A 20452-nucleotide genomic window follows, 5' to 3' on the forward strand; every position below is an offset into this window, starting at 1 on the left:
TAACAGATGACAGGGGAGAGCGTCCATGAAACTGAATTTGGCAACGAAAATGGTAGCGGGGTTTGTGTTGATTTCGGGGGTTACGTATGCAACAAGTGCTTTTTGTATCTTCTTCTTGAAAAATTACGTAGCAAATTCGATGGCTGATGGGTTGTATACGACGATGATTTTGCTGATGGGGGTCTTTTGGAGCGGCGTTCTGGGTTGGCTGGTATCCAAACTTTTAACGAAGCCAATCGTACAGCTTTCTGAGAACGCGCGAGAAGTCGCAGCAGGTAATCTGACCGTAAACGTGCCAGAGCGTAACGGGCAAGACGAAATCGCTGTGCTTCATGATTCGTTTCGTCAAATGGTCGCAAACTTACGTGATATGGTTGAAGATATTGCTTCCGGCGCAGGTACGACTTCTGAAAATGTACGCTTGATGAGTACCGCCGTATCGGATGCTGCTGAACAGATCGAGGGGATCTCAGGCGGCGTAGATCGCATCTATGAAGGCGTCGAACGTCAACAAGAATCAACAGAGAATTCCAGACGCAATGCAGACGAAATGTTGGATGCTTTCCACGGTATGAAAAGCAGTTCGGAGCAAATGATTCAATTGTCTGGCGGAATGGAGAACTCGGTACAGACCACTCGCGATATTTTCGTGGCATTGCGTGAAGGGATGGGCGAATTGTCCGAATCCAGTGAAAAATCGCAAGAGATGGTGGGACGTCTGGAGCGCGAAGCCGCAGACATTGAAGTGATTAACCGTTCGATTCGAGATATTGCCGAGCAGACGCATCTACTTGCGCTTAATGCTTCTATAGAAGCGGCACGTGCAGGGGAACACGGATCGGGATTCGCAGTCGTGGCACATGAAATTCGTAAACTGTCCGAACAAAGTTCGAATTCAGTCGGTCAGATCGGAGATTTGATCCAGCGGATTCAAGACCAAGTACGCGATACGGTATCGCTGATCGAGCAACAAAGCGAACGCGTGACCCGCGAAGAACAACATACGATCGCGGTTGAAGAAAAGCTGGAGCACTTAGGTTCAGCAGTGAACGGTATGGTAGATTCGGTACGCAGTATCGAAACGATGATCTCGGAGCAGACCGGTCGGGTTGATCTTGCGCATAGTTATGCAGGTGAAATTAGTGAACGTGCGGTATTATTTGCCGAAGAAGCAAAACGTATCGCAAGTTCGGTTCACGAAGAATCAGAGATCATGCAAGAACTTTCGCATTCTTCCGAAGAATTAAATCGGATGACCGGGCGTTTGCTCGATAAAACGACAGCTTTTCGCATGTAACGAAAACGACTTCGGTTTTCCTGTACCTACAGGAGAATCGAAGTCGTTTTGGTTTCATAGCTTTTTACATATGACTGGCAATCGTAATCAGGATGGTCACCGTCACAATATTCAATATCGTAGATACAAGCACCGTTTGCGCAGCGAAATCCGGTTCATTGCGATATTCTTCAGCGAGGATGGCAGAGTTGACCCCGGTTGGCATGCCGGAAGCGATCAACAAAGCTTGTGCAGGTATTCCTTTTAAGCCAAGTAGCAAAATCAGCAAGTATCCGATAACCGGCGCAATAAGCAGACGCAAGATCATACTAAAGTAGATCGCAGGGCGTCCGAGGCGTAGCGGGTATTTGACAATCTGCGCACCTAACGTGAGCAACGCAATCGCGACCATCGAATGTTGGATATAACTTAGCGGCTGTGTCACAAAATTCGGCAAAGGTACGGCAAAGATATGAAATAAAAATCCAAGAACGAGCGCATACGGTACAGGAAGCTTGAGAAACCCGATAATAACGCTTCGATAATTGCCACTAAGCCTTGCGCCTTGAATCGAGATAACCCCGTAAGTAAACGTAAGCAGACTTTGAAAAGACATCAATAGCGCTTGGATCGAAGCGGCAAGCGGCGCACTAGCAAACACCAATTGATTGATCGGAAGCCCGTAGTTACCGGAGTTGTCGAGCAATACGCTATTGGTGAATGCGGCTTTCATACTGCTTGGATATTTGAGCGAACGAGTAATCCCGAAACAAAACACATACAATATTCCGACATATAGACTGTAAAAAAGAGCGACGCTACCGAGCAGCTCAAACGAAATGTTCGATTGATACAAACTCATAAAAACAACGGCAGGGGTTATGTAATAAAAATTAATTTTGGACAACGTATATAAATCCAACTGGAACAAACGCTGCATTAACGAACCGGCGACAATCAATACGAAAACAGGCAACACCACATCAAAAAGGATCTGAACGATCATAAAGGTTTCAGCTTCTTTCGGTCAGCTTTTCGTCAACATTAACGAATTGTGTTTTATTATACCATTGATCTGATACTTCTTACCTGCAATAAAGTTCGATATTTCACGAAAGAGGGTTTTTTTTGAGTCTCAGGCAGGAGTTCTTTCAATTAAGGCTAAATCTTTCTCCATATGGGGTAAGTAAATATTCGAAGCGATCTAAGATTTACATAAATTCTCATTGATGATTGATATAAAAGGAGGTACGGATATGGAACTATTTGAACGATCTGGAGAAGAGCGGATTCGCCGAGAGCGCCAAATACGGCCTGCTGCAGCGGGTCAGACTTTACTTGGATTCGTGCTGTTACGCGAAAAAGAATGCGATTTTCCTCGCTTTATCCGAAATTTAAAAAACGACTGGGATCTTGAAGCGAATGGATTGCCGGAAAACGGAGAATTATCGTTCGATATCGACGAGCTGCACGTGACATGTTCGCTTGTACGCGCTCCGCTTTCCGATCAAGTGGTCGAAGAATACTGCGGGGTTAATCCTTTGTGGCCGGAAGCGGGAGAATCGATCGAAGGGTATCAAGCCCATGTTAAAGTCGCCGTGTCGGGTGCTGCGGATCTGCTAGGCGAGCATATTTTGTTTACTCAAGTGGTATGCAGTATGTTGAAGCAAGATCAAGCACTGGCACTCTATATGTCTCCAATGATCATGTCTGCCGAAGCTTATGTACAAAATGCAATGTTACTTAAAGAAGGCGAGTTGCCGGTTCAACTCTGGGTGTTCGTTGGATTATATGAGGAGCAACAAGGCATTTCCTCGTATACATTAGGGCTTCGAAGGTTTGGGCACGACGAAATCGAAGTGCTGCGTTCGCATCAAGATTTAGTGGATGTATTTGAACTTACATTCAATATCGCAGGGTATATCGTGGATTGCGGCGCTAAGCTCCAAGATGGAGAAACGATCGGCTTTTCGGCAGAGCAGCAGCTTTCTCTTCAATTGTCCGACGGGATCGCGGTCGAAGGGCAATCGATTAAGATTGGATATTAACATCAATTGAAAAAGCCCGGTGTTTTCTAAAAAGAAAACACCGGGCTTTTTATTGTGTTTTTTAGTCGCATAAATATGACTCAACAGCGTGAAGTCGAAGATGGATTCAATGTCGGTCGAAAACTCCAAGCGACGGCTACGATCCATGCAAAAACCCAAAAAATGATCGCATAACCGATCATTTCGATAAGTTGCCCGGCAAGCCATGTTCCTAAAGTCTGACCCACACCAAGTGCGAGAAAGGCAAGGGCAATTTGCATCGCAGAAGCATGGGATATTCGGTTGCCCCACAAAATAAACAATCCGGTTATCATGATATAAGCAGCTCCGAATAAAAGCGCAGATGCAAAATTCGTTAGAGGCAAAGCAAATGGAACGATAGCAATCGAAAGGGTGATAGCGCCTATACTCAGCCGATAAGCGAGGCGAAGCCCGATCTGTTCAACGATACGTCCGCTAAACCCGCCTGCAATACCGCCTACTCCGATTACGATCCAATACCAGACCGCATTGGAGGATGGAATTCCTTGGTTTTGCTGAAGTTCGCTCATGAAGTAAGTCCAATATACGGCACTGCCGATTCCAACAAGCATAGCCGAAGCCAGCAAAGATCTGCCTTTGCGTATTTCTTGTAGCCTATTAGATGGAGGGGGAATCAATTTTGGGTTGGAATCTGGATGATGCTTATTTCCTTGATATAAAAATAGTACGACGCACAATCCGAATAATACAAAAAGGATATAAGCGCTTCTCCAATGCTCTGCAAGTAATACAGCCGACAAGCCCGATAGCGCAAGACCTATGCTCGTTCCGCTATTGATCCAAGTATTCGTCGTGTCTTGCTTGGTCGACTTCACCGTTTCGCTGACTTTTTGCACAAGAGCCGGAGATACACATCCTGTGCTAATGCCGCAACATAGTAACCCAAACGTTAAAATATACGGATTCCATGCGCAAGCAACGATCGCCAGACCTGCAATTGCCAGCCAAGCTGTACTTAACAACGTTCGCTGCGTACCGATTTTGTGCAAAATTTTCGAAGCCAAAAGAAGCCCCAGCGCATAAGCAGCGTAACTGACAGCTTGAATTAAACCGGATACGGAGTGCTCGAGTTCAAAGGTCTGCATGATATTGGGCAAAAACAAACCAAAAGCAAAACGAGAAAAAGAGTAACAAAGCGCAATTAAAGCGATCCCTGGAAAAAGAAGAGTTTTCAAAAGGTTTCCTCTTTTCAGTTTTTGATTTTAAAATAGATAGAACGTTCATTATATTTTTTGTCAAAAAAGCTTTGCGGTGTTTAGCCAAACAACCGCTCCGCCATTTTTATCGTTTGTTGCACAACCGTATCCGTATTTTCGCTTTCCGATAAAGCAGTAGCTCCTTCTAATAATAAGCATAACGAAATCACTTCTTCAGGAGAACGCGAGGTGTCGGAAGATTGAATAAATTGTTTGAGCCGGTATTTATGCTCGTTTACTTTAACGACAATCGGATGATCGGAGGTAGCTCCGTATTCTTCTTTGGCACGTAAAAAAAGACAGCCTTTCGACGCGTAATCGTTCAACCAACGGCAATGGGCAACTGCTATTCGCACGAAAGCTGAATGGGAAGTACCTTCATCAAGCAAATTCGTAAAAAAGTTCAAGTGATCCATATAACGGTCTTCTCTTCGCTGCAATACATTCATAATCAATTCTTCTTTGGAAGCGAAATGATTATATAAAGTCATCATCGCAATGCCGGATTCGGTCACGATCTTTTTTAATCCAATCGAATGAAATCCATGATCGTAAAATAAAATTTCTGACGTATGCAGTAGATCTTCTTTTTTTTTACTCAATTGCACCTCTCCTTTAGATAGAACGATCATTATAATTACACATCGATTTTAAAGATGAAACGTAGAAGCTGCCAAGCGATACCCGGCAGCTTCTAGCATTCATGTTTATTTTTTGATCGGATTACCGAAACTTTGGTCAAGTTGACCGCTGAACCAGCGACCATTCAATACTTTGGAAATCAGCTCTGATTTGTCGGCTTCGGAGATTGTATGGTCTGCACGCATCGCAGCAATGACTTGCTCTGTGGTGAACGCTGGCGAAGACGTATAAGCGAGAGCTTTACGGCGGTTAGCGTCCAGAACGAGCATCGATTCGCCATCTAGTGAAGACTGTGGTGTCCAAGTGTTCCATTCGGTCAGACCTGCGCCGTTTGGATCGCCATTATGAACGAAGTTCGAGATATAGCTTCGGAACATTTTGCCCAGATCGACGGCTCCTGGCAGATCGTAAGCGCTGCCGACGACCGCATCGTAATTCGTATTGTCTGGTGAGAGAAGAGGTACAAATACACCGTGGAACGCTCCAATCGGGCTCATTGCATTGCCAGCGACATAAGCGTCAGCGCCAAAGTCGATCTGCATCCCGTAAATATCTGAGCTGTAATGGCTGAACATTTTTTTTGCCGATTCTTGAACGTTGAACAAGCTGTACAGCTCGCCGCCGTATTTATTAATGAAGTTATATTTGGCGATGACATTCGGGTCGGTATTAATGGTATTGTCCGCGATATTTTTCGCAAAGTACAAATCGAAACGTCCGAACAACGAGAATTCATCAGCGCCTGTCAACATCAGCAACGGTACGTCATTATATTTTTTTGTAGCAAAGCCTTCTTTTGGAAGAACCGTTCCGTCCGTATAGAGATGTGGGAATACGCTCATCCGAATACCGGCATTTCCCATTAATTTCGCGAGTTTTTCGGCAGGAATCGAATATAGATAATCGCGTACATCCGAACCTGTCGTGAGCAACCAATCGTAAGCTTCTTTTTCCGTTGCTTTTTTGCCGTCGGCTACAGCAAGCGGTGCGATGGCTTTTGCGAATGTTGCGGCGCTTGTATCTTCATCGGCTACGGTCATACCGCCGCTCAAAGAGATCGCTTTATCGAATTTGCCTTCGAACAGCGGAGAGATCAGCATCGCCATCACATCGCGACCGCCGGCTGAAAACCCTGCCACAGTCACATTGTCAGCATCGCCGCCAAATTGTTCGATATTATTTTTGACCCAGTCCAGTGACTTGGCGATATCCAGTAAGGTATAGTTGCCGGAATTTTCTTCATCCGTTCCTGTTTTCAGAGCAGGCAAAGGGTTAAATCCGAGCGGTCCCAGACGGTAATTGACAGACACGAAGATCGCATGGGTATCGTTCACCATCGAATTTCCTGTGATTTCAGTTGATTTGCCCGTCTGGTTGTTGCCTCCGTGAATAAAGACGATAACCGGCAGTTTTTCTTTGGCGTTGTCTGGACGATAAATATCCAAATTCAGCGCATCTTCCGTACCGATCGTATTGGCACCGGAAGCTTGGATGGCTACGTTACCGGGCTTTGTCGTATCGAGTACGCCTGTCCACGGTTTGGGATCGGAAGGAGCTTTCCAGCGCTGAGCGCCCAATGTAGGAGCAGCATACGGAATCCCTTGCCAAACCAATGCTTTGTTGACGGTATCATGAGAACCTTGAACTTGACCGAATTGGGTTTGTTGCAGCGTTTGCGGAGTGAAAGCACCGGATTGTACAGTGTTTTGCGTAGTCGTATTCCGATTTGCTGCAAAAGTCACGTTTGGAGCAACATATGTAGTTAGCAGTGTTGCAGCAAGCGTAGAAGCCAGTAACAAAGAACCCCATTTTTTCGATTTCGTAACGTTCATAAAGAACCCTCCCCAAGATTGATTTGTGTATAGCAGATGGAGCGAAAAGAGCGTTAGGGCATAAAAAAAACCTAAACCGATGGATAGCCCATCAGCTTAGGTTACGCCCGAAAAAAGGTCACGTTCCTGTTCGCAGTCGTAGTCTAACACACAAATGTAAGCGTTTCAATTCCTTTTTTGCGAAATCAAGATTTGTAATATTTGCGGTATACGGCTGGCGTGATTTCTTCGTACTTTTTGAACGTTTTGATAAAGTATCCGGGTTCATTAAATCCCAATTCGCTACTGATTAACGAAATTGGCATATCTGTATTTTCAAGCAATGTTTTTGCCCACTCGATTTTGAGTCGTGCGGTGTATCCTGAATAACTTTCTCCAACTTCTTTGGCAAATAATCGACTGAAATAACTAGGGCTAATATGACAAAGATCCGCCATTTTTTTCAAAGGTACCGATTCGCTTTTATGTGTAAATAAATAGTCGAACGCAGGTTTGAGTACCGGATGAGTCAAGCGTTCGTTCTCGTTTTGGATCGAATCGGTATGGGAGTGTGTCAAAATATGTGTCATTTCTTTGCGGACATTTTCTAGATTTTGCAATGTATAGCCTGGCAGAATATCGGATAAAGAAGGCGTAGTTCCTTGAGCCGATGTTTTTTCGAACATTTCGACGATCAGGTTTTTGTTCAACGCTTCTTCGACAATATAACTGCATAGCAGCGATAGCATATCCGAAATCTTCACGATTTCTTGATACGACATCACCGGAAGATCGGCATAGTAGTCTTTGAGATCTTCCCATTTATCGCTGTATAACTTTTTGTTTTTGGAAGTCAAAATTTGTTCCAGATCAGCAGCGCCGGAAGGGTCGGACAGACGCACTTGACCCGCCATTACAGCACCGACATATTTGTCGTCGATAATGACAGGAACCGCAATATCGATAATGTTGTAATGACAAAGGTAAATATAAGGTTTATTCGAGCGGACAGCTTCCAAGCCTCCGCGAGAGTCGCATTTTTGACAATAAGGCAGTAAGTCTTCGTCTTGGCGCACCGCTTGGCAAAACGATTGACAACCGCTATGGCTGGTGACGGCGTTTCCTTTATAATCGACGGTCAAAATAGCAAGCTTGGTGACAGACGCCAATGAATCTTGAAGCCGCTCCCATTTTTGCAAATCGAAGATTTTTTGGATACTGAGATGTTCGCCGATCATCGTCATTCCTTCTTTCGGAAATGGGATTTTGGTCGTAAGTAATGACACAAAGGTACTATTTGATCAACAGAGTGCATAAAATTACGATTGCAAATTATAATATATTGCTTAAAAAGTCCAATGTAAACTTTAAATTTGTAGATTATGATAGAAGAAAGCGTATCCAACCCTAATTCTTTTATATAAACGGAGGTTTTTGAAAATGAGAAAAGCTTTTATTAGCCCGTCGAAATATGTGCAAGGCGAAAACGAATTGTTGAATCTTGGTTACTTCGTTAGCTCTTTTGGTACATCGGCTTTGCTGATTGCTCATCCTGACGATGCAGCACGCGTTAAAGACAAGCTGGATGCAACTTCGGAAAAGTTCGGAGTGAAGTTCGTTGAGAGCGGTTTCATGGGCGAATGTTCGCGCCAAGAAGTAGCACGTCTGGAGCAAATTGCAGCAGACAACAACTGTGACTGTATCGTAGGTCTTGGCGGCGGTAAAGCGATTGACGCGGCTAAATGCGTAGCTAAAGGCGAATCGTTGATCATCTGCCCAACGATTGCAGCAACAGACGCACCAACCAGTCACTCCGCTGTATTGTACACACCAGAAGGCGCATTCGATGATTACGCGTACTTCAAACAAAGCCCAAGCGTTGTATTGGTCGATACGACAGTAATCGCAAATGCGCCAACACGTTTCCTCGTATCCGGTATGGGCGATGCGCTTTCGACTTATTTTGAAGCACGTGCAACTTCCCGTTCTTACTCCCGCGTTAACGCAGGATTGCCAAGCGGTGTCCGTGAAGGCAAAACGTCTCCTGCTGTAGGAACAAACGCAGCAATGGCTCTTGCAACGCTCTGCTACGAAATGCTGCTTCGCGACGGCGTGAAAGCGAAAGCCGCTTCCGATGCAAACGTAGTTACGCAAGCGCTGGAAAATATCGTAGAAACCAATATCTTGCTGTCGGGTCTGGGCTTTGAAAGCGGCGGTCTTGCCGGAGCACACGCGATCCACGACGGATTGACGATTCTGGAAGGCGCTCACCACTACTTCCACGGCGAAAAAGTCGCATTCGGCACGATCGCTCAACTGGTTCTCGAAAATGCACCGACCGAAGAATTGAATCAAGTGATGGATTTCTGTCTGGCTGTAGGCTTGCCGGTCTGCTTGGCGGATATCGGCGTAGAATCGATCACTGCTGAAGAACTGCTTGAAGTTGCAGAAAAAGCTTGTATCCCGGAAGAATCGATTCACGCGATGCCTTTCCCGGTTACGGTACAAGAAGTGGCAGCAGCCGTTAAAGCCGCCGATCGTATCGGTAGCGCCTATAAAGCATCCAAAGGGCTGTAAAAGCTAACAAGAATCAAGGAGGGATTTTGTTTTGAAAAAAGTAATGAACAAACCGGAAGATCTAGTGATGGAAATGTGCAGCGGGCTCGCGCTGGCACACCCGGAACTGGAATTCATGCAAAAGTATAAAGTCGTGAAAAAGAAAGAATTGAATCCTAACAAAGTCACGTTAATCAGTGGCGGCGGTAGCGGTCACGAACCGGCGCACGCCGGATTTATCGGCAAAGGGATGTTGGATGCAGCGGTATGCGGCGACGTATTCGCTTCGCCGTCGCAGATCCAAATCTATCAAGCGATCACTTCGACCGCTAGCGAAAAAGGTACGCTGCTGATTATCAAAAACTACAGCGGCGATATGATGAACTTCAAAAACGCGGCGCATCTGGCAAGCGAAGACGGCATCGAAGTCGACTATGTTCGCGTTGACGACGATATCGCGGTTGAAGACAGTCTGTACACAGTAGGTCGCCGCGGCGTAGCGGGAACCGTATTGGTGCACAAGATTGCCGGCGCAGCAGCTGAAGAAGGCCGTAGCCTTGCCGAAGTGAAAGCCGCAGCAGAGAAAGCCGCTGCGAATGTTCGCAGTATCGGCTTCGCTCTGACTTCTTGCACCGTACCGGCAAAAGGTACGCCTACTTTCAAACTCGGCGAAGACGAGATTGAATACGGCGTGGGAATCCACGGCGAACCCGGTATTCGCCGCGAGAAGATGGTTAGCGCGGACGAATTAGCCGCGCATACCGTTAGCGACTTGATCCGCGATATGAAGCTGCAAGGCGGCGAAGAAGTCGCGCTTCTGATCAATGGCTTCGGCGCAACGCCGCTGCAAGAGCTGTATCTGTTCAATCACGCGGTAACTCGCGAAATGACAGAAAAAAATATCGTGATCAACCGTACATTCGTCGGCAACTATATGACGAGTATCGATATGGCAGGGATTTCGGTAACGTTCATGAAGCTTGATGACGAGCTGAAAACGCTGCTGTCGAGCGAAAGCGACACGCCGGCATTCAAAGTATCCGGCCCTGTGGTTCAACCGGCTTACGAAGAACTGCGCAGCGCCGATCAAGAAGAAGTTCCGGCTTCGTTCACGGTGGAAACGCCTGCGGAATACGCAACGGTGAGCGCGGATAAAATTACGCGTGACAATGTCGTGTATCTGATCGATAAAATGAGCGAAGTCATTATCGAAAACGAAGTTCCGTTCTGCGATCTGGATTCGCATGCAGGCGACGGCGATTTCGGGATGAGCGTAGCGAAAGGCTTCAAACAGCTGAAGCGCGAATGGAAAGAGATCTTATCGCACGACGATCAATCGATCGGCGGATTCTTGAACGAGTGCTCGCTCGTGATCATGGAATATTGCGGCGGGGCTTCGGGCCCGATCTGGGGCTCGGCATTCCGCGCAGCGGGACGTTCGGCAGGCGATAAAACAGAGCTTGACGTGAACGGGTTCGCGGAGTTGCTGCAAGCAGCCGTAGCGGGTATTCAATCGACTGGCGAGCGTTCCTTCGGACGCGGGGCAGTCGTGGGCGACAAGACGTTGATCGATGCGCTCGTACCGTGCGCAGATGCTTGGACGGCTAGCGCAGCAGCCGGAGACGACGTGAAAACGGCGTTTGCCAAAGGCGCGGAAGCGGCTGTGGCAGGAGCCAAAACAACGGCGGACATCGTTGCGCGCATGGGACGCGCAGGTACGGTGGGCGAACGCAGCATCGGGTATCCGGATGCGGGCGCTCATGCGCTCGGCGTAATCTTCACGGCTTTGTCGGATAGTCTGAAGTAAGATCATTTTTAAAAAATAGTTACGGAAGTCGGGTGGCGACTTCCGTAACTATAAAGATTTGTGCAAAGCAAACGGCAGTCCAAGATTTCGGCTTGTCGCTTCTTTGCCTGCGTAAAATCATCTAGAATTTACTCATTTTGATGCGACAGAAGTCGCGGGGAGACGCAAGCGTGAAAAACTTATCCAATTTGTTCAAAAAACCAGCTGGTTTGTTGGCATTGTCGCTAGTCTTGATCATTGTCGGCAGTTGGCTTGCCGGCATGTTCAATACTTCTTTTTACAAAGTCAGCGTCAAAGAAATTTCGTTCAAAGCCGATCACGGTACGCTGAATGGTCTGCTCTATATGCCGAAAGGCGCTGGCCCTGACGACCCGCGCCCGGTCATCGTGACCACACACGGTTATTTGAACACCAAAGAAATGCAAGATGCTCCTGCAATCGAAATGTCCAGACGCGGATATATCGTATTGGCACTTGATATGTACGATCATGGCGATTCGCGTTGGGACGGCGATATCAAAGTCGGCGAGCAATTCTCGACGTTCTGGATCTACTCGCAATTCGACGCGGCGAAATACATGTACGAACAGCCTTATACGAAAAAAGATGCGGACGGCAACGCGTATCTAGCTGTCGGCGGTCACTCGATGGGCGGCTTCTCGACGCTGCTCGCGATGTATATGGATGAAATGAATTCGCTTCAAGCGGGTCATCGCATGATCTATACAGGTATTTCGGTTGGCGCCGATTACTCATATGCGGCAGCGGTTGCTCCGCAAGATCAGCTGACGGCTGCTTACGGAAATCGCACAGTCGGCATGATTGCCGGGCACTACGACGAATTTTTCTTCAACAAATCGGATGAAGAAAAAACAGCCGAAGAAAAAGCAATCGTCGGAACGGTTATGCACAAAGACTTCGTGAAAACAGCATCGGGACGCGCGTTCCTCGGTCTTGGCGCCGACAATACGCAAGAGGCGGTGCAAGGTCAATATTACAAAGTCGATGCGGGAGATCTGAAAGTCGAAGATCAAGTCGTACGTCCGTCGCAAAACGGCGAACGCATCATCTACACGCCGAATCAGACGCATCCGTGGAATCACTTCTCCCCGGAAACAACAGGGTATCTGATCGACTTCTACACGCATGCTTTCCAAGGCGTAACAGCACCAAGCCAAGTGGATGCGAATCTTTCTTCCGGCAACCAAATCTGGTGGCTGAAAGAAGCCTTTAACTTTGTAGCGATGATCGGCTTCTTCTTGTTGATCGTACCTGTAGCGACATTGCTGCTGCGCGTACCGTTCTTGAAACAAGCGGTTACGACTGTAACAGCACCTCTTGCCAAACCTCTCGGTGGCGGGCAAAAAGCGGCATATTGGATCGCGGTTGTATTTAGCGCTCTGATTCCGGCTATCTTGTTCCCGACTCTGATGGACAAACAAGCTGGAGGTCTGCACGCGCTGACTATTATTGCGATTGTAGTATTGGCATTGTCGGTTGTCGTCGCTGTAATTGGCTTTGCTAAATCCGGTAATTCGCCAGCAATGCGCCATGTCGGAATCGGCGGAATCATTTTGGCAGTCGTTTCGGCTGTACTGTGGATTCTGTTCGCCAAAGCTGACGGTATCGTGCCGCTTAGCCCATTCTTCAACGAGCCGACAACGAACCAGATCGTTTACTGGGCATTAGTGTCCGCTTCGATCACAGCGTTGATTACATTTGGCTTCTACTACTTCAACAAAAAACGTACCGGTGCGCGTTTTGCCGACTATGGCATTAGCCTGAATCCGGTTACGATTATTGCAAGTCTGTGTACAGCGATTGTAGCTGTAGCAATCGGATACCTGCTGTTGTTCGGGGTTCAAGCGATCTTCGGTACAGACTTCCGAATTTGGACGTTTGCGGTACGTACGTTCACCTTCGAACACTTCATTACAGGTCTGCGTTATATGCCGTTCTTCTTGATCTACTACTTCGTGAGTGCAGTAGCATTGAATGCAGATACGCGTTCGCGCAAAGGCGGATATTGGCTGGCAATCTTCTTGAACGTCGGCGGTCTGATCTTGTGGCTGATCGCGCAATACGGATTCGATTTCGCACGCGGAGTCGCGCTGTATCCGGCTCAAGCTTTGAATGGCATCTTGCTGTTCGCTCTCGTTCCGGTACTTGTGATCGCAGCAATCTATGCACGTAAATTGTTCGAAAAAACAAACAATGTATGGTTGCCAGCGTTCGTCAATACGATTTTGTTCACTTTGGTTACGGTGGCAAATACGGTTATGTTCTGGAACCTCGTTTAATTAACTGCTTCTCTGTAAGCCGTCGGAATAAATATTCCGGCGGCTTTTTGCTGTCTGTATCCGCATTTGTATCATTCGATTATATTTTGCATAATTTAATACTAAAAGCTCTAACAAAAAAGTCGAAAATAACAGATAATAATAAAAGACTTATCAAAGACCTATAGATGAAAAGCCGTTATTGAAAAGGATATCTAGCGTATATTGAAAGCGCTATGCACCTGCCGATTCAGAAAGGCGTAAGGAGAACTTGGAATGAAACAGATCGTGAAAGACCTTTTTCAACGCAAAAAATTCGTAGGTTCCGGGCTAGTCAAAGCAAGTCTCAGTTTTATGATTGCTTTCATGTTGATTGTCGGGCTTGGATTTGGTTATATTTTACATTCGATTTTTGCTAACTACGAAGGAATTCGTCAAATCGCCGATTTGAATACGCAATTGGAATTGTTGGAAAGCTCGTTAATCAATCAAGAAACCGGTCAGCGTGGATATTTACTTAGCCGGCGTTCCGAGTTTTTAAGCCCTTTTGATCGAGGCGCGCTCAATTACAAAGACGCTTCCGAGACGCTATTTGAACAAATTTCAAAAATCGATATGGACTTGGCACTGGAGAATTCGATTGTCGATTTAGTTAAAATCGGCGATACGTGGAAAACCAAATTCGGCGATGTACAGATTGAAAAAACACAAGCTGGAGCAATAGTCAGTGAAAAAGAACTGGCTGATGCTAAGCGTCAATTAGATCTTTTTCGTTCTCAAAAAGATATTTTGACGCAAAAAGTCGAAGTGTTGAGAGCGGAACGCCGAACTGAAATGCTCAATCACTTATACATACTTTTTGCCACTATGGGTACGTTATTCGTTGTCGTTCAAGTGCTGATGTTAAATTATTTACAAAAAGGATTACTTCGGATCACACGTCCGATCATTCAATTAGACCGAGCCGTCGTTTCGTATGAAGACGGCAATATGCAAGAACGTTTGCCTGATTACCATGAAGATAACGAAATCGGACGCCTGGTAGATAGCTTCAGGCAGATGAACGAAGAAATGCAAAAAGAAAAGCAAGCGCTCGAAAATACGTACCGGATGATTAATACCTTGCATCAATCGCGTGATCTGGAAGAAGCTTATCGCAATGTGCTTCGATCTATCGAAATGTTGATGTCTTGCGATCGCATGTCGATTATTACGCAAAATCCTGACGGGAATTTTTCGATCAAAGCGGTTTGTTTTGATGGCATGGTCTCATTAGAAGAACAGCCTTTGACCGAAGAAGCGACCGATTTGGAGCAACTGGTTCAAGGCGGCGTATCCACGATTTACGAAGACTGGTCGGTTCATCGCGCAGAAGGAACGATTACGGAGTGGTTGTACGAAAAATTTAAAATTCGTTCGTCAATGCACATTTTGCTACGCAAAGACAATCGGATCATCGGGGTGTTAAGTCTGATGTCGCAAGAAGCGGGCTTTTTTAATACTCAGAAAAAAGACCGTCTGGAAGTATTGTCTCCGATGATTACGACAGCGATCGAAAATGCCAACGAAACGTACCGAATCCAAGATATGGCGATGCGAGACGGATTGACCGGCTTATGGAATCGTCGATATTTCGAACATGTTTTCGATACGCAATTCCATCAGGACAAATGGAATACCGAGTTTGAGTTGGGAAAAGATTCGCTCAGTATGATTTTGCTAGACATCGATCATTTCAAAAATTTCAACGATACTTGGGGTCATCCGGAAGGGGACTTGGTGCTCAAACACGTTGCCCAGATTCTTCAGCAGGAAAGACGGAAAGCCGATATTCCGGTACGTTTTGGCGGAGAAGAATTTACGATTTTACTGCCGAAAACATCGCTTGAAGAAGCCGCGCAAGTGGCAGAGCAGCTCCGAACAAGGTTGGAATCGCAGTCGCCTTCGCGCAAATACAAAATCACGGCAAGTTTCGGTGTAGCTTCGAGTTCGGGCGAACGAAGCAAAGCCGAGTTGATTGAAGCTGCCGACCGTGCGCTATACCGTGCCAAATACGAAGGACGTAATCGGGTATGCGTCGATCAAGATGCTGAGGTCGAATTATAAAATCGAAGATCCGAAAATGCTTAGAACTTTTCAGTTCTAGGCATTTTTTGTATCTATGTTTGATGGATATAGAAAACGTTTACGAAAGAGCAGGGATATACGTTTAAGGCGCGAATTTGTTTGGGAGAACAACGAATGAAATAAGATCGAAAAGTTGATTCAGAAAGGGGCATATAGATGACTAAAAGTGACTATACAAGTCTACGTATGGGTGTCGATTATTATCCGGAACATTGGGACAGATCGTTATGGGAACAAGATGCCCTTTTGATGAAACAGTCTGGCGTTGCTCTCGTTCGGATCGGTGAATTTGCATGGAGCCGGCTGGAACCGCGCGAAGGCGAATACGATTTTGCATGGATGGATGAAGCAATCGATTTGTTCGGCAGTCACGGAATCGACGTTGTCATCGGCACGCCTACACATACGCCGCCTAGATGGCTCACGACGAAGTATCCGGATGTTCTTCCGATTACGCCAAACGGCGGTGTTTTTCAACCCGGAGTCCGTGGACATCGGTGTTTCAATAGCCGATCGCTGCGAAGATTGGGCGAACGACTGATCGAACAATTGGCAGAACGTTATGCTCAGCATCCGGCTGTAATCGGTTGGCAGATCGACAATGAATTCAGTATGTTAGACAGTCAAAGTGAACAAGCTACCGAAGACTTCCGTGATTGGGTGTATCGGAAATATGGAACGCTGGAGCGTCTGAATCAAGAATGGGGAACCGTCGTATGGAGCGGAGAATATTCAGAGTGGAATCAGCTTACTCCGCCTCTTGGAGGTTCTCCTTATCAAAACCCATCGTTTTTATTAGACTTTGCTCGTTTTCAATGGGACAGCATTGTTGATTTTCAGCAAGGACAGATTTCAGCAATCCGTAGACATTGTCCTGATCATTTTATTACGCATAATTTTCATAGTTATCCGCAGCGGCTTGATCTATATGCGGTCGGCGAAGAACTGGATTTTGCCTCATTCGACTATTATCCCAATACTTCGCCGGAAAAAGCAGCCACGTCTCCTTATAGCGGGGCTTTATCTTTGGATATTACACGCGGAATCAAACGCCAAAACTTCTGGATCATGGAGCAGCTCAGCGGTTCGCCGGGAGGATGGATGCCGATGTGGAGAATGCCGCAGCCCGGTTATATCCGCGCTTACGTCTGGCAAGCGATTGCACGCGGCGCGGATACCCTTGTGCATTTTCGCTGGCGTAGCGCTACAGTCGGTGCGGAGCAATTTTGGCACGGGTTAATCGATCATAGCAATGTATCGGGACGCAGGTTGGCTGAATTTGTGCAAACAAGCGCCGAACTTCAGCGTTTGGCGCCGCTCCTTGGACAGACGTCTCCGAAAGCGCAAGTCGCGATCCTGATGTCGCCAGAGCAACTTGAAGCACTACGGATTCAGAAGCAGGCAGACTCCTTCGATTATTACGAAAATATCAAAACGTATCACCGGGTGCTGACTAAACTCGGTATCGACTGTGATGTGATCGACTGGCGGCAGCCGTTGGATGCTTATCAAGTGGTGATTGCGCCGCATCTGTATTTGCTGGACGATGAAGTGGCAGAGAGATTGTCTCATTTTGCCGCTGACGGGGGGACTCTGGTAACGACGGCTAGAACCGGGGTCAAAAATCTTCAAAACGTCTGCGAAATGAAGCTACTTCCGGGTCTTCTTGCCGATTGCACAGGCGTCACAGTACGTGACTATGATCCGCTTGGCAGTGATATTGTTCGTCTGGATGATCGCGAAGGCGAGCAGTTTGCATGCAGTCAATGGGCAGATATTCTCGAACCTGCGGACGGCGGACGTACCGAAGTGCTTGCGACGTACGGAGGTTCCGTCTTTTTTGCAGGCGAAGCGACGATCACCCGTCATGAGTTTGGACGCGGAGAAACCTATTATATCGGAACGCATCCCGAAGAATCGTATTTGCGCGGATTGCTTCTGGGTATCATGCAAAAAGTCGGTATTCCTTATATCGAAGGGCTGCCCGCGAGTGTCCAAGTATCGGTGCGAAGCGGAGAATCGGGGTCTTATCTATTCATACTGAATTTGGGGCGCGAACCGCGCCGGATTAAATCACTTGGCGCGTATTCTGATGTCATGCGCGGCGAAGGGCTATTGAGTGGCAAACTCTATAACGGTCATGAGATCGAGCTTGAACCTTACGGCGTAGAGATTTTTCGCTTAATTTTGTAAAGCTTCTAACTTTATTTTGTTTTTCCTCTTGAAAAATTAAAATGTAACGTAATAATAGAAAGAGAAGCGAATGTGTAACGTTGAATAAACGTCGCATTCTGCCATCTTGGTTGACATAAGAAAGGGGCTCGCCTAATTATGCTGCAAGTCTATCCGGCAAGTTCGCGTTTTGAATACGATAAAGGTTGGTTGAAAGGCGGACATAGTTTTTCTTTCGCCGATTATTATGATCCCGAAAATGTAAAATTTGGTCCTATGCGGGTCTGTAACGACGATGTGATTGCACCAGGCAAAGGATTTGGCGCACATCCGCATAGCGATATGGAGATCGTATCGATTATTTTGTCCGGTCAATTGCGTCATGAAGATAGCTTGGGGAATGTCGCGGTGACAGGCTTTGGCGGCGTGCAGCGTATGAGCGCGGGTAGCGGCGTTATTCATACCGAGCATAATCCTTCGGAACACGAACCGGTGCACATTTTGCAGCTTTGGTTCGAACCGACGGAGCGCGGCAAAACGCCTTCGTATACGACAGGAGAGTTCGATACGGCAGCACTTGACGGCGCGCTGGTTCCGGTAGCTTCCGGTCAAAATCTTGAAGGCGTCACCGATATGGGTCAAGATATGACGATCTACTTGAGTCGTCTGGAAGCAGGGCAAGCTCTGACGTTCAATCATGCAGAAGGTCGTCGCACATTCTTGTTCGTGATCGAAGGGCAACTGAAAGTCTCGGGCGCAGAGCACGAAGTTGTATTGGGACGCCGAGACACCGCTCGAATCACAGAGTCGCCGGAATTGGTATTAACCGGAGAATCGCCAGTGTTTTATATGCTGGTCGATCTGCCTTAAGCAAAGGAGGATACGAAATGGCTGCATCACAGCAAGATCATGAACGTATTTTAGTGAAACATGCGGTAACGGGTCGTATGTTAATCAATAGCGGTACAGACGATGTGACTTACGAATTGGAACGTTCCGGCGAAGGGGGCGGCGCTGTGCTAAGTATTCGCGGAGTTGCTCCGTGGCTTGCCGAAGAAATTCGCGGCATGCAGCGCGAACTGAACGTTTTTCATTTCGAAGAAACGCCGGGAGTTCCGCCTGTGAAGCACTGGTTTTATGTAGGGGAACACGACGTCACGTATGAAGCTTCGACATCGACGCTTACGATCCATACGGGATCTGAAATTACGTATAACCCTAGTGAATATTGGGCTTAATCATATAGGTTGTTCAATGAGCCGGCGCGATTTCGCGTCGGTTTTTTGGTGCGCTTTTTGGCTTTCAGCAAACATTCAGCCAAAACTCAGGTATCTCTAAAAAAGTCTCGTTAAGATTGTTCTTGTCACCACGTTGTTAGTCTTTAATTTCAAAAAGCGATTATTGAATGATCGTGAGGAGGAAACCTACCATGAATAAAAAAATCGTAACCACCATGTTGGCATTAGCTCTGACAACGGGAGGAGCCGCTGCTGCTTCACATAGTTACGCAGCTTCCTCAACATCTAACTCGTCTACAACTTCAAGTGTAAATACAGCACCGGCTGCGTCTACAGCCGATCAATCGCCGACGCTTCCATCCGGCAAGCCAACTCCCGGAGAACATGGTCCAATCGGTGGACCACATGCCGAACGCGAACAAATCGCCTCGCTTCTGAAATTAACGGAGGAGCAATTGAATACGCGTCTGGAAGCCGGAGAATCGCTCGCTAAAATTGCGACTGCACAAGGCGTGACGACTCAGTCGGTTGTGGATCTGCTGGTATCGACTCATGAGACGCATTTGAAGTCTGAACTTGAAGCAGGAACCATTACGCAAACTCAATACAATGAACGCCTTGCGGAAGCAAAAGAACGTGCGCAAGACGAAGTAAACCGCGTGTTCGACGGTTCTATGCCAGGGCCGGGTAAAGGCCCAAAGCAAGAAATGAAAGAAATCGCTTCGTTGCTTAAATTAACATCCGAGCAACTGAAAACACGCCAAGAAGCGGGAGAATCGCTCGCGGATATTGCCAAAGCACAAGGCGTATCGCAGCAATCGCTGATCGACCTGCTTGTATCGAAGCACGAGACTCGACTCAAAGCCGAGCTTGCAGACGGCAAAATTACGCAAACTCAATATAACGAACGTATTGCGGATGCGCGCGAACATGAAGCGGAACGTATCACCCATGTATTCGATCCTTCGAAAGCACCTGTACCGCCAGTTCCGGGCGAAGGAAAAGGCAAGGGGAAAGGCGGCAAGCTTCCGGGCGCTCCACGCGAAGCCCATGTAGGTCCAGCCGGAGATCTGCCTCCTGCTCCTAAAGATGTTGAAGTCTCGCCGGCACCTGTCGATCAAGTGCCACAAACCACAGTGACGCCACAAGCCGATACTTCGGGTAAATAAGCACCGAATTTTAATGAATGTTCATTTCATAAGTCAAAAAGAGGGGACTTGCACACGTAACGCGTGCGAGTCCCCTCTTTATCGTATAC

Annotated in this window: 15 protein-coding genes; 10 read left to right on the plus strand and 5 right to left on the minus strand. The window is 47.0% G+C overall.

Translation table 11 applies throughout. The features are described from left to right. The first annotated feature begins 25 nt into the window (after positions 1-25). Positions 26-1297, plus strand: a complete 1272-nt coding sequence (locus NOM90_RS06540; RefSeq protein WP_255940817.1) for a methyl-accepting chemotaxis protein — start codon at positions 26-28, stop codon at positions 1295-1297. Positions 1298-1361: 64 nt separating this feature from the next. Here the strand turns inward: NOM90_RS06540 and NOM90_RS06545 are convergent, their stop codons facing one another. Continuing rightward, entirely contained in the window at positions 1362-2282 is a 921-nt protein-coding gene (locus tag NOM90_RS06545; protein ID WP_255940818.1) for an AEC family transporter, read from the minus strand. Between the two features lie 250 nt (positions 2283-2532). Here NOM90_RS06545 and NOM90_RS06550 point away from each other — a divergent pair, with 250 nt between their 5' ends. Continuing rightward, entirely contained in the window at positions 2533-3324 is a 792-nt protein-coding gene (locus NOM90_RS06550) for a DUF4261 domain-containing protein (RefSeq protein WP_255940819.1), read from the plus strand. Positions 3325-3404: 80 nt separating this feature from the next. Here NOM90_RS06550 and NOM90_RS06555 read toward each other — a convergent pair whose 3' ends face one another. From NOM90_RS06555 to NOM90_RS06570, 4 genes are all read right to left on the minus strand, one after another. Then, entirely contained in the window at positions 3405-4541 is a 1137-nt protein-coding gene (locus NOM90_RS06555) for an MFS transporter (RefSeq protein WP_255940820.1), read from the minus strand. Positions 4542-4621: 80 nt separating this feature from the next. Next, positions 4622-5164, minus strand: coding sequence for a TetR/AcrR family transcriptional regulator (locus NOM90_RS06560; RefSeq protein ID WP_255940821.1), 543 nt, complete (start codon positions 5162-5164; stop codon positions 4622-4624). Between the two features lie 105 nt (positions 5165-5269). Beyond that, positions 5270-7036, minus strand: a complete 1767-nt coding sequence (locus tag NOM90_RS06565; protein ID WP_255940823.1) for a carboxylesterase family protein — start codon at positions 7034-7036, stop codon at positions 5270-5272. 185 nt (positions 7037-7221) lie between these two features. Next, entirely contained in the window at positions 7222-8253 is a 1032-nt protein-coding gene (locus NOM90_RS06570) for a PocR ligand-binding domain-containing protein (protein ID WP_255940825.1), read from the minus strand. A 202-nt stretch (positions 8254-8455) separates the two neighbouring features. Between NOM90_RS06570 and NOM90_RS06575 the strand changes: the two genes are divergently transcribed. From NOM90_RS06575 to NOM90_RS06610, 8 genes are all read left to right on the plus strand, one after another. Beyond that, on the plus strand, positions 8456-9592 hold the full coding sequence (locus NOM90_RS06575) for a glycerol dehydrogenase (protein ID WP_255940826.1): 1137 nt from the start codon (positions 8456-8458) through the stop codon (positions 9590-9592). A gap of 31 nt (positions 9593-9623) precedes the next feature. Further along, complete coding sequence (gene dhaK / locus NOM90_RS06580; protein WP_255940827.1) at positions 9624-11378, plus strand: dihydroxyacetone kinase subunit DhaK; 1755 nt, start codon at positions 9624-9626, stop codon at positions 11376-11378. Between the two features lie 170 nt (positions 11379-11548). Then, positions 11549-13678, plus strand: coding sequence for an alpha/beta hydrolase family protein (locus NOM90_RS06585; RefSeq protein ID WP_255940828.1), 2130 nt, complete (start codon positions 11549-11551; stop codon positions 13676-13678). 255 nt (positions 13679-13933) lie between these two features. After that, a complete protein-coding gene (locus NOM90_RS06590; protein ID WP_255940829.1) occupies positions 13934-15763 on the plus strand; it encodes a diguanylate cyclase in 1830 nt (609 codons plus the stop codon). Positions 15764-15940: 177 nt separating this feature from the next. Beyond that, a complete protein-coding gene (locus tag NOM90_RS06595) occupies positions 15941-17977 on the plus strand; it encodes a beta-galactosidase (RefSeq protein WP_255940830.1) in 2037 nt (678 codons plus the stop codon). 138 nt (positions 17978-18115) lie between these two features. After that, positions 18116-18826 (plus strand): pirin family protein, encoded by a 711-nt coding sequence (locus tag NOM90_RS06600; protein WP_255940831.1) that lies wholly within the window; start codon positions 18116-18118, stop codon positions 18824-18826. Positions 18827-18843: 17 nt separating this feature from the next. Continuing rightward, the gene (locus NOM90_RS06605; RefSeq protein ID WP_255940832.1) at positions 18844-19194 is read left to right on the plus strand and encodes a hypothetical protein; all 351 of its coding nucleotides are present in this window, start codon (positions 18844-18846) and stop codon (positions 19192-19194) included. Positions 19195-19385: 191 nt separating this feature from the next. Next, positions 19386-20363 carry a LysM peptidoglycan-binding domain-containing protein gene (locus NOM90_RS06610; RefSeq protein ID WP_255940834.1) on the plus strand — a complete coding sequence of 326 codons (978 nt, stop codon included), beginning with the start codon at positions 19386-19388 and terminating at the stop codon, positions 20361-20363. Positions 20364-20452: the final 89 nt, after the last annotated feature.

This window comes from Saccharibacillus sp. JS10, from assembly GCF_024436065.1.
GTDB lineage: Bacteria > Bacillota > Bacilli > Paenibacillales > Paenibacillaceae > Saccharibacillus.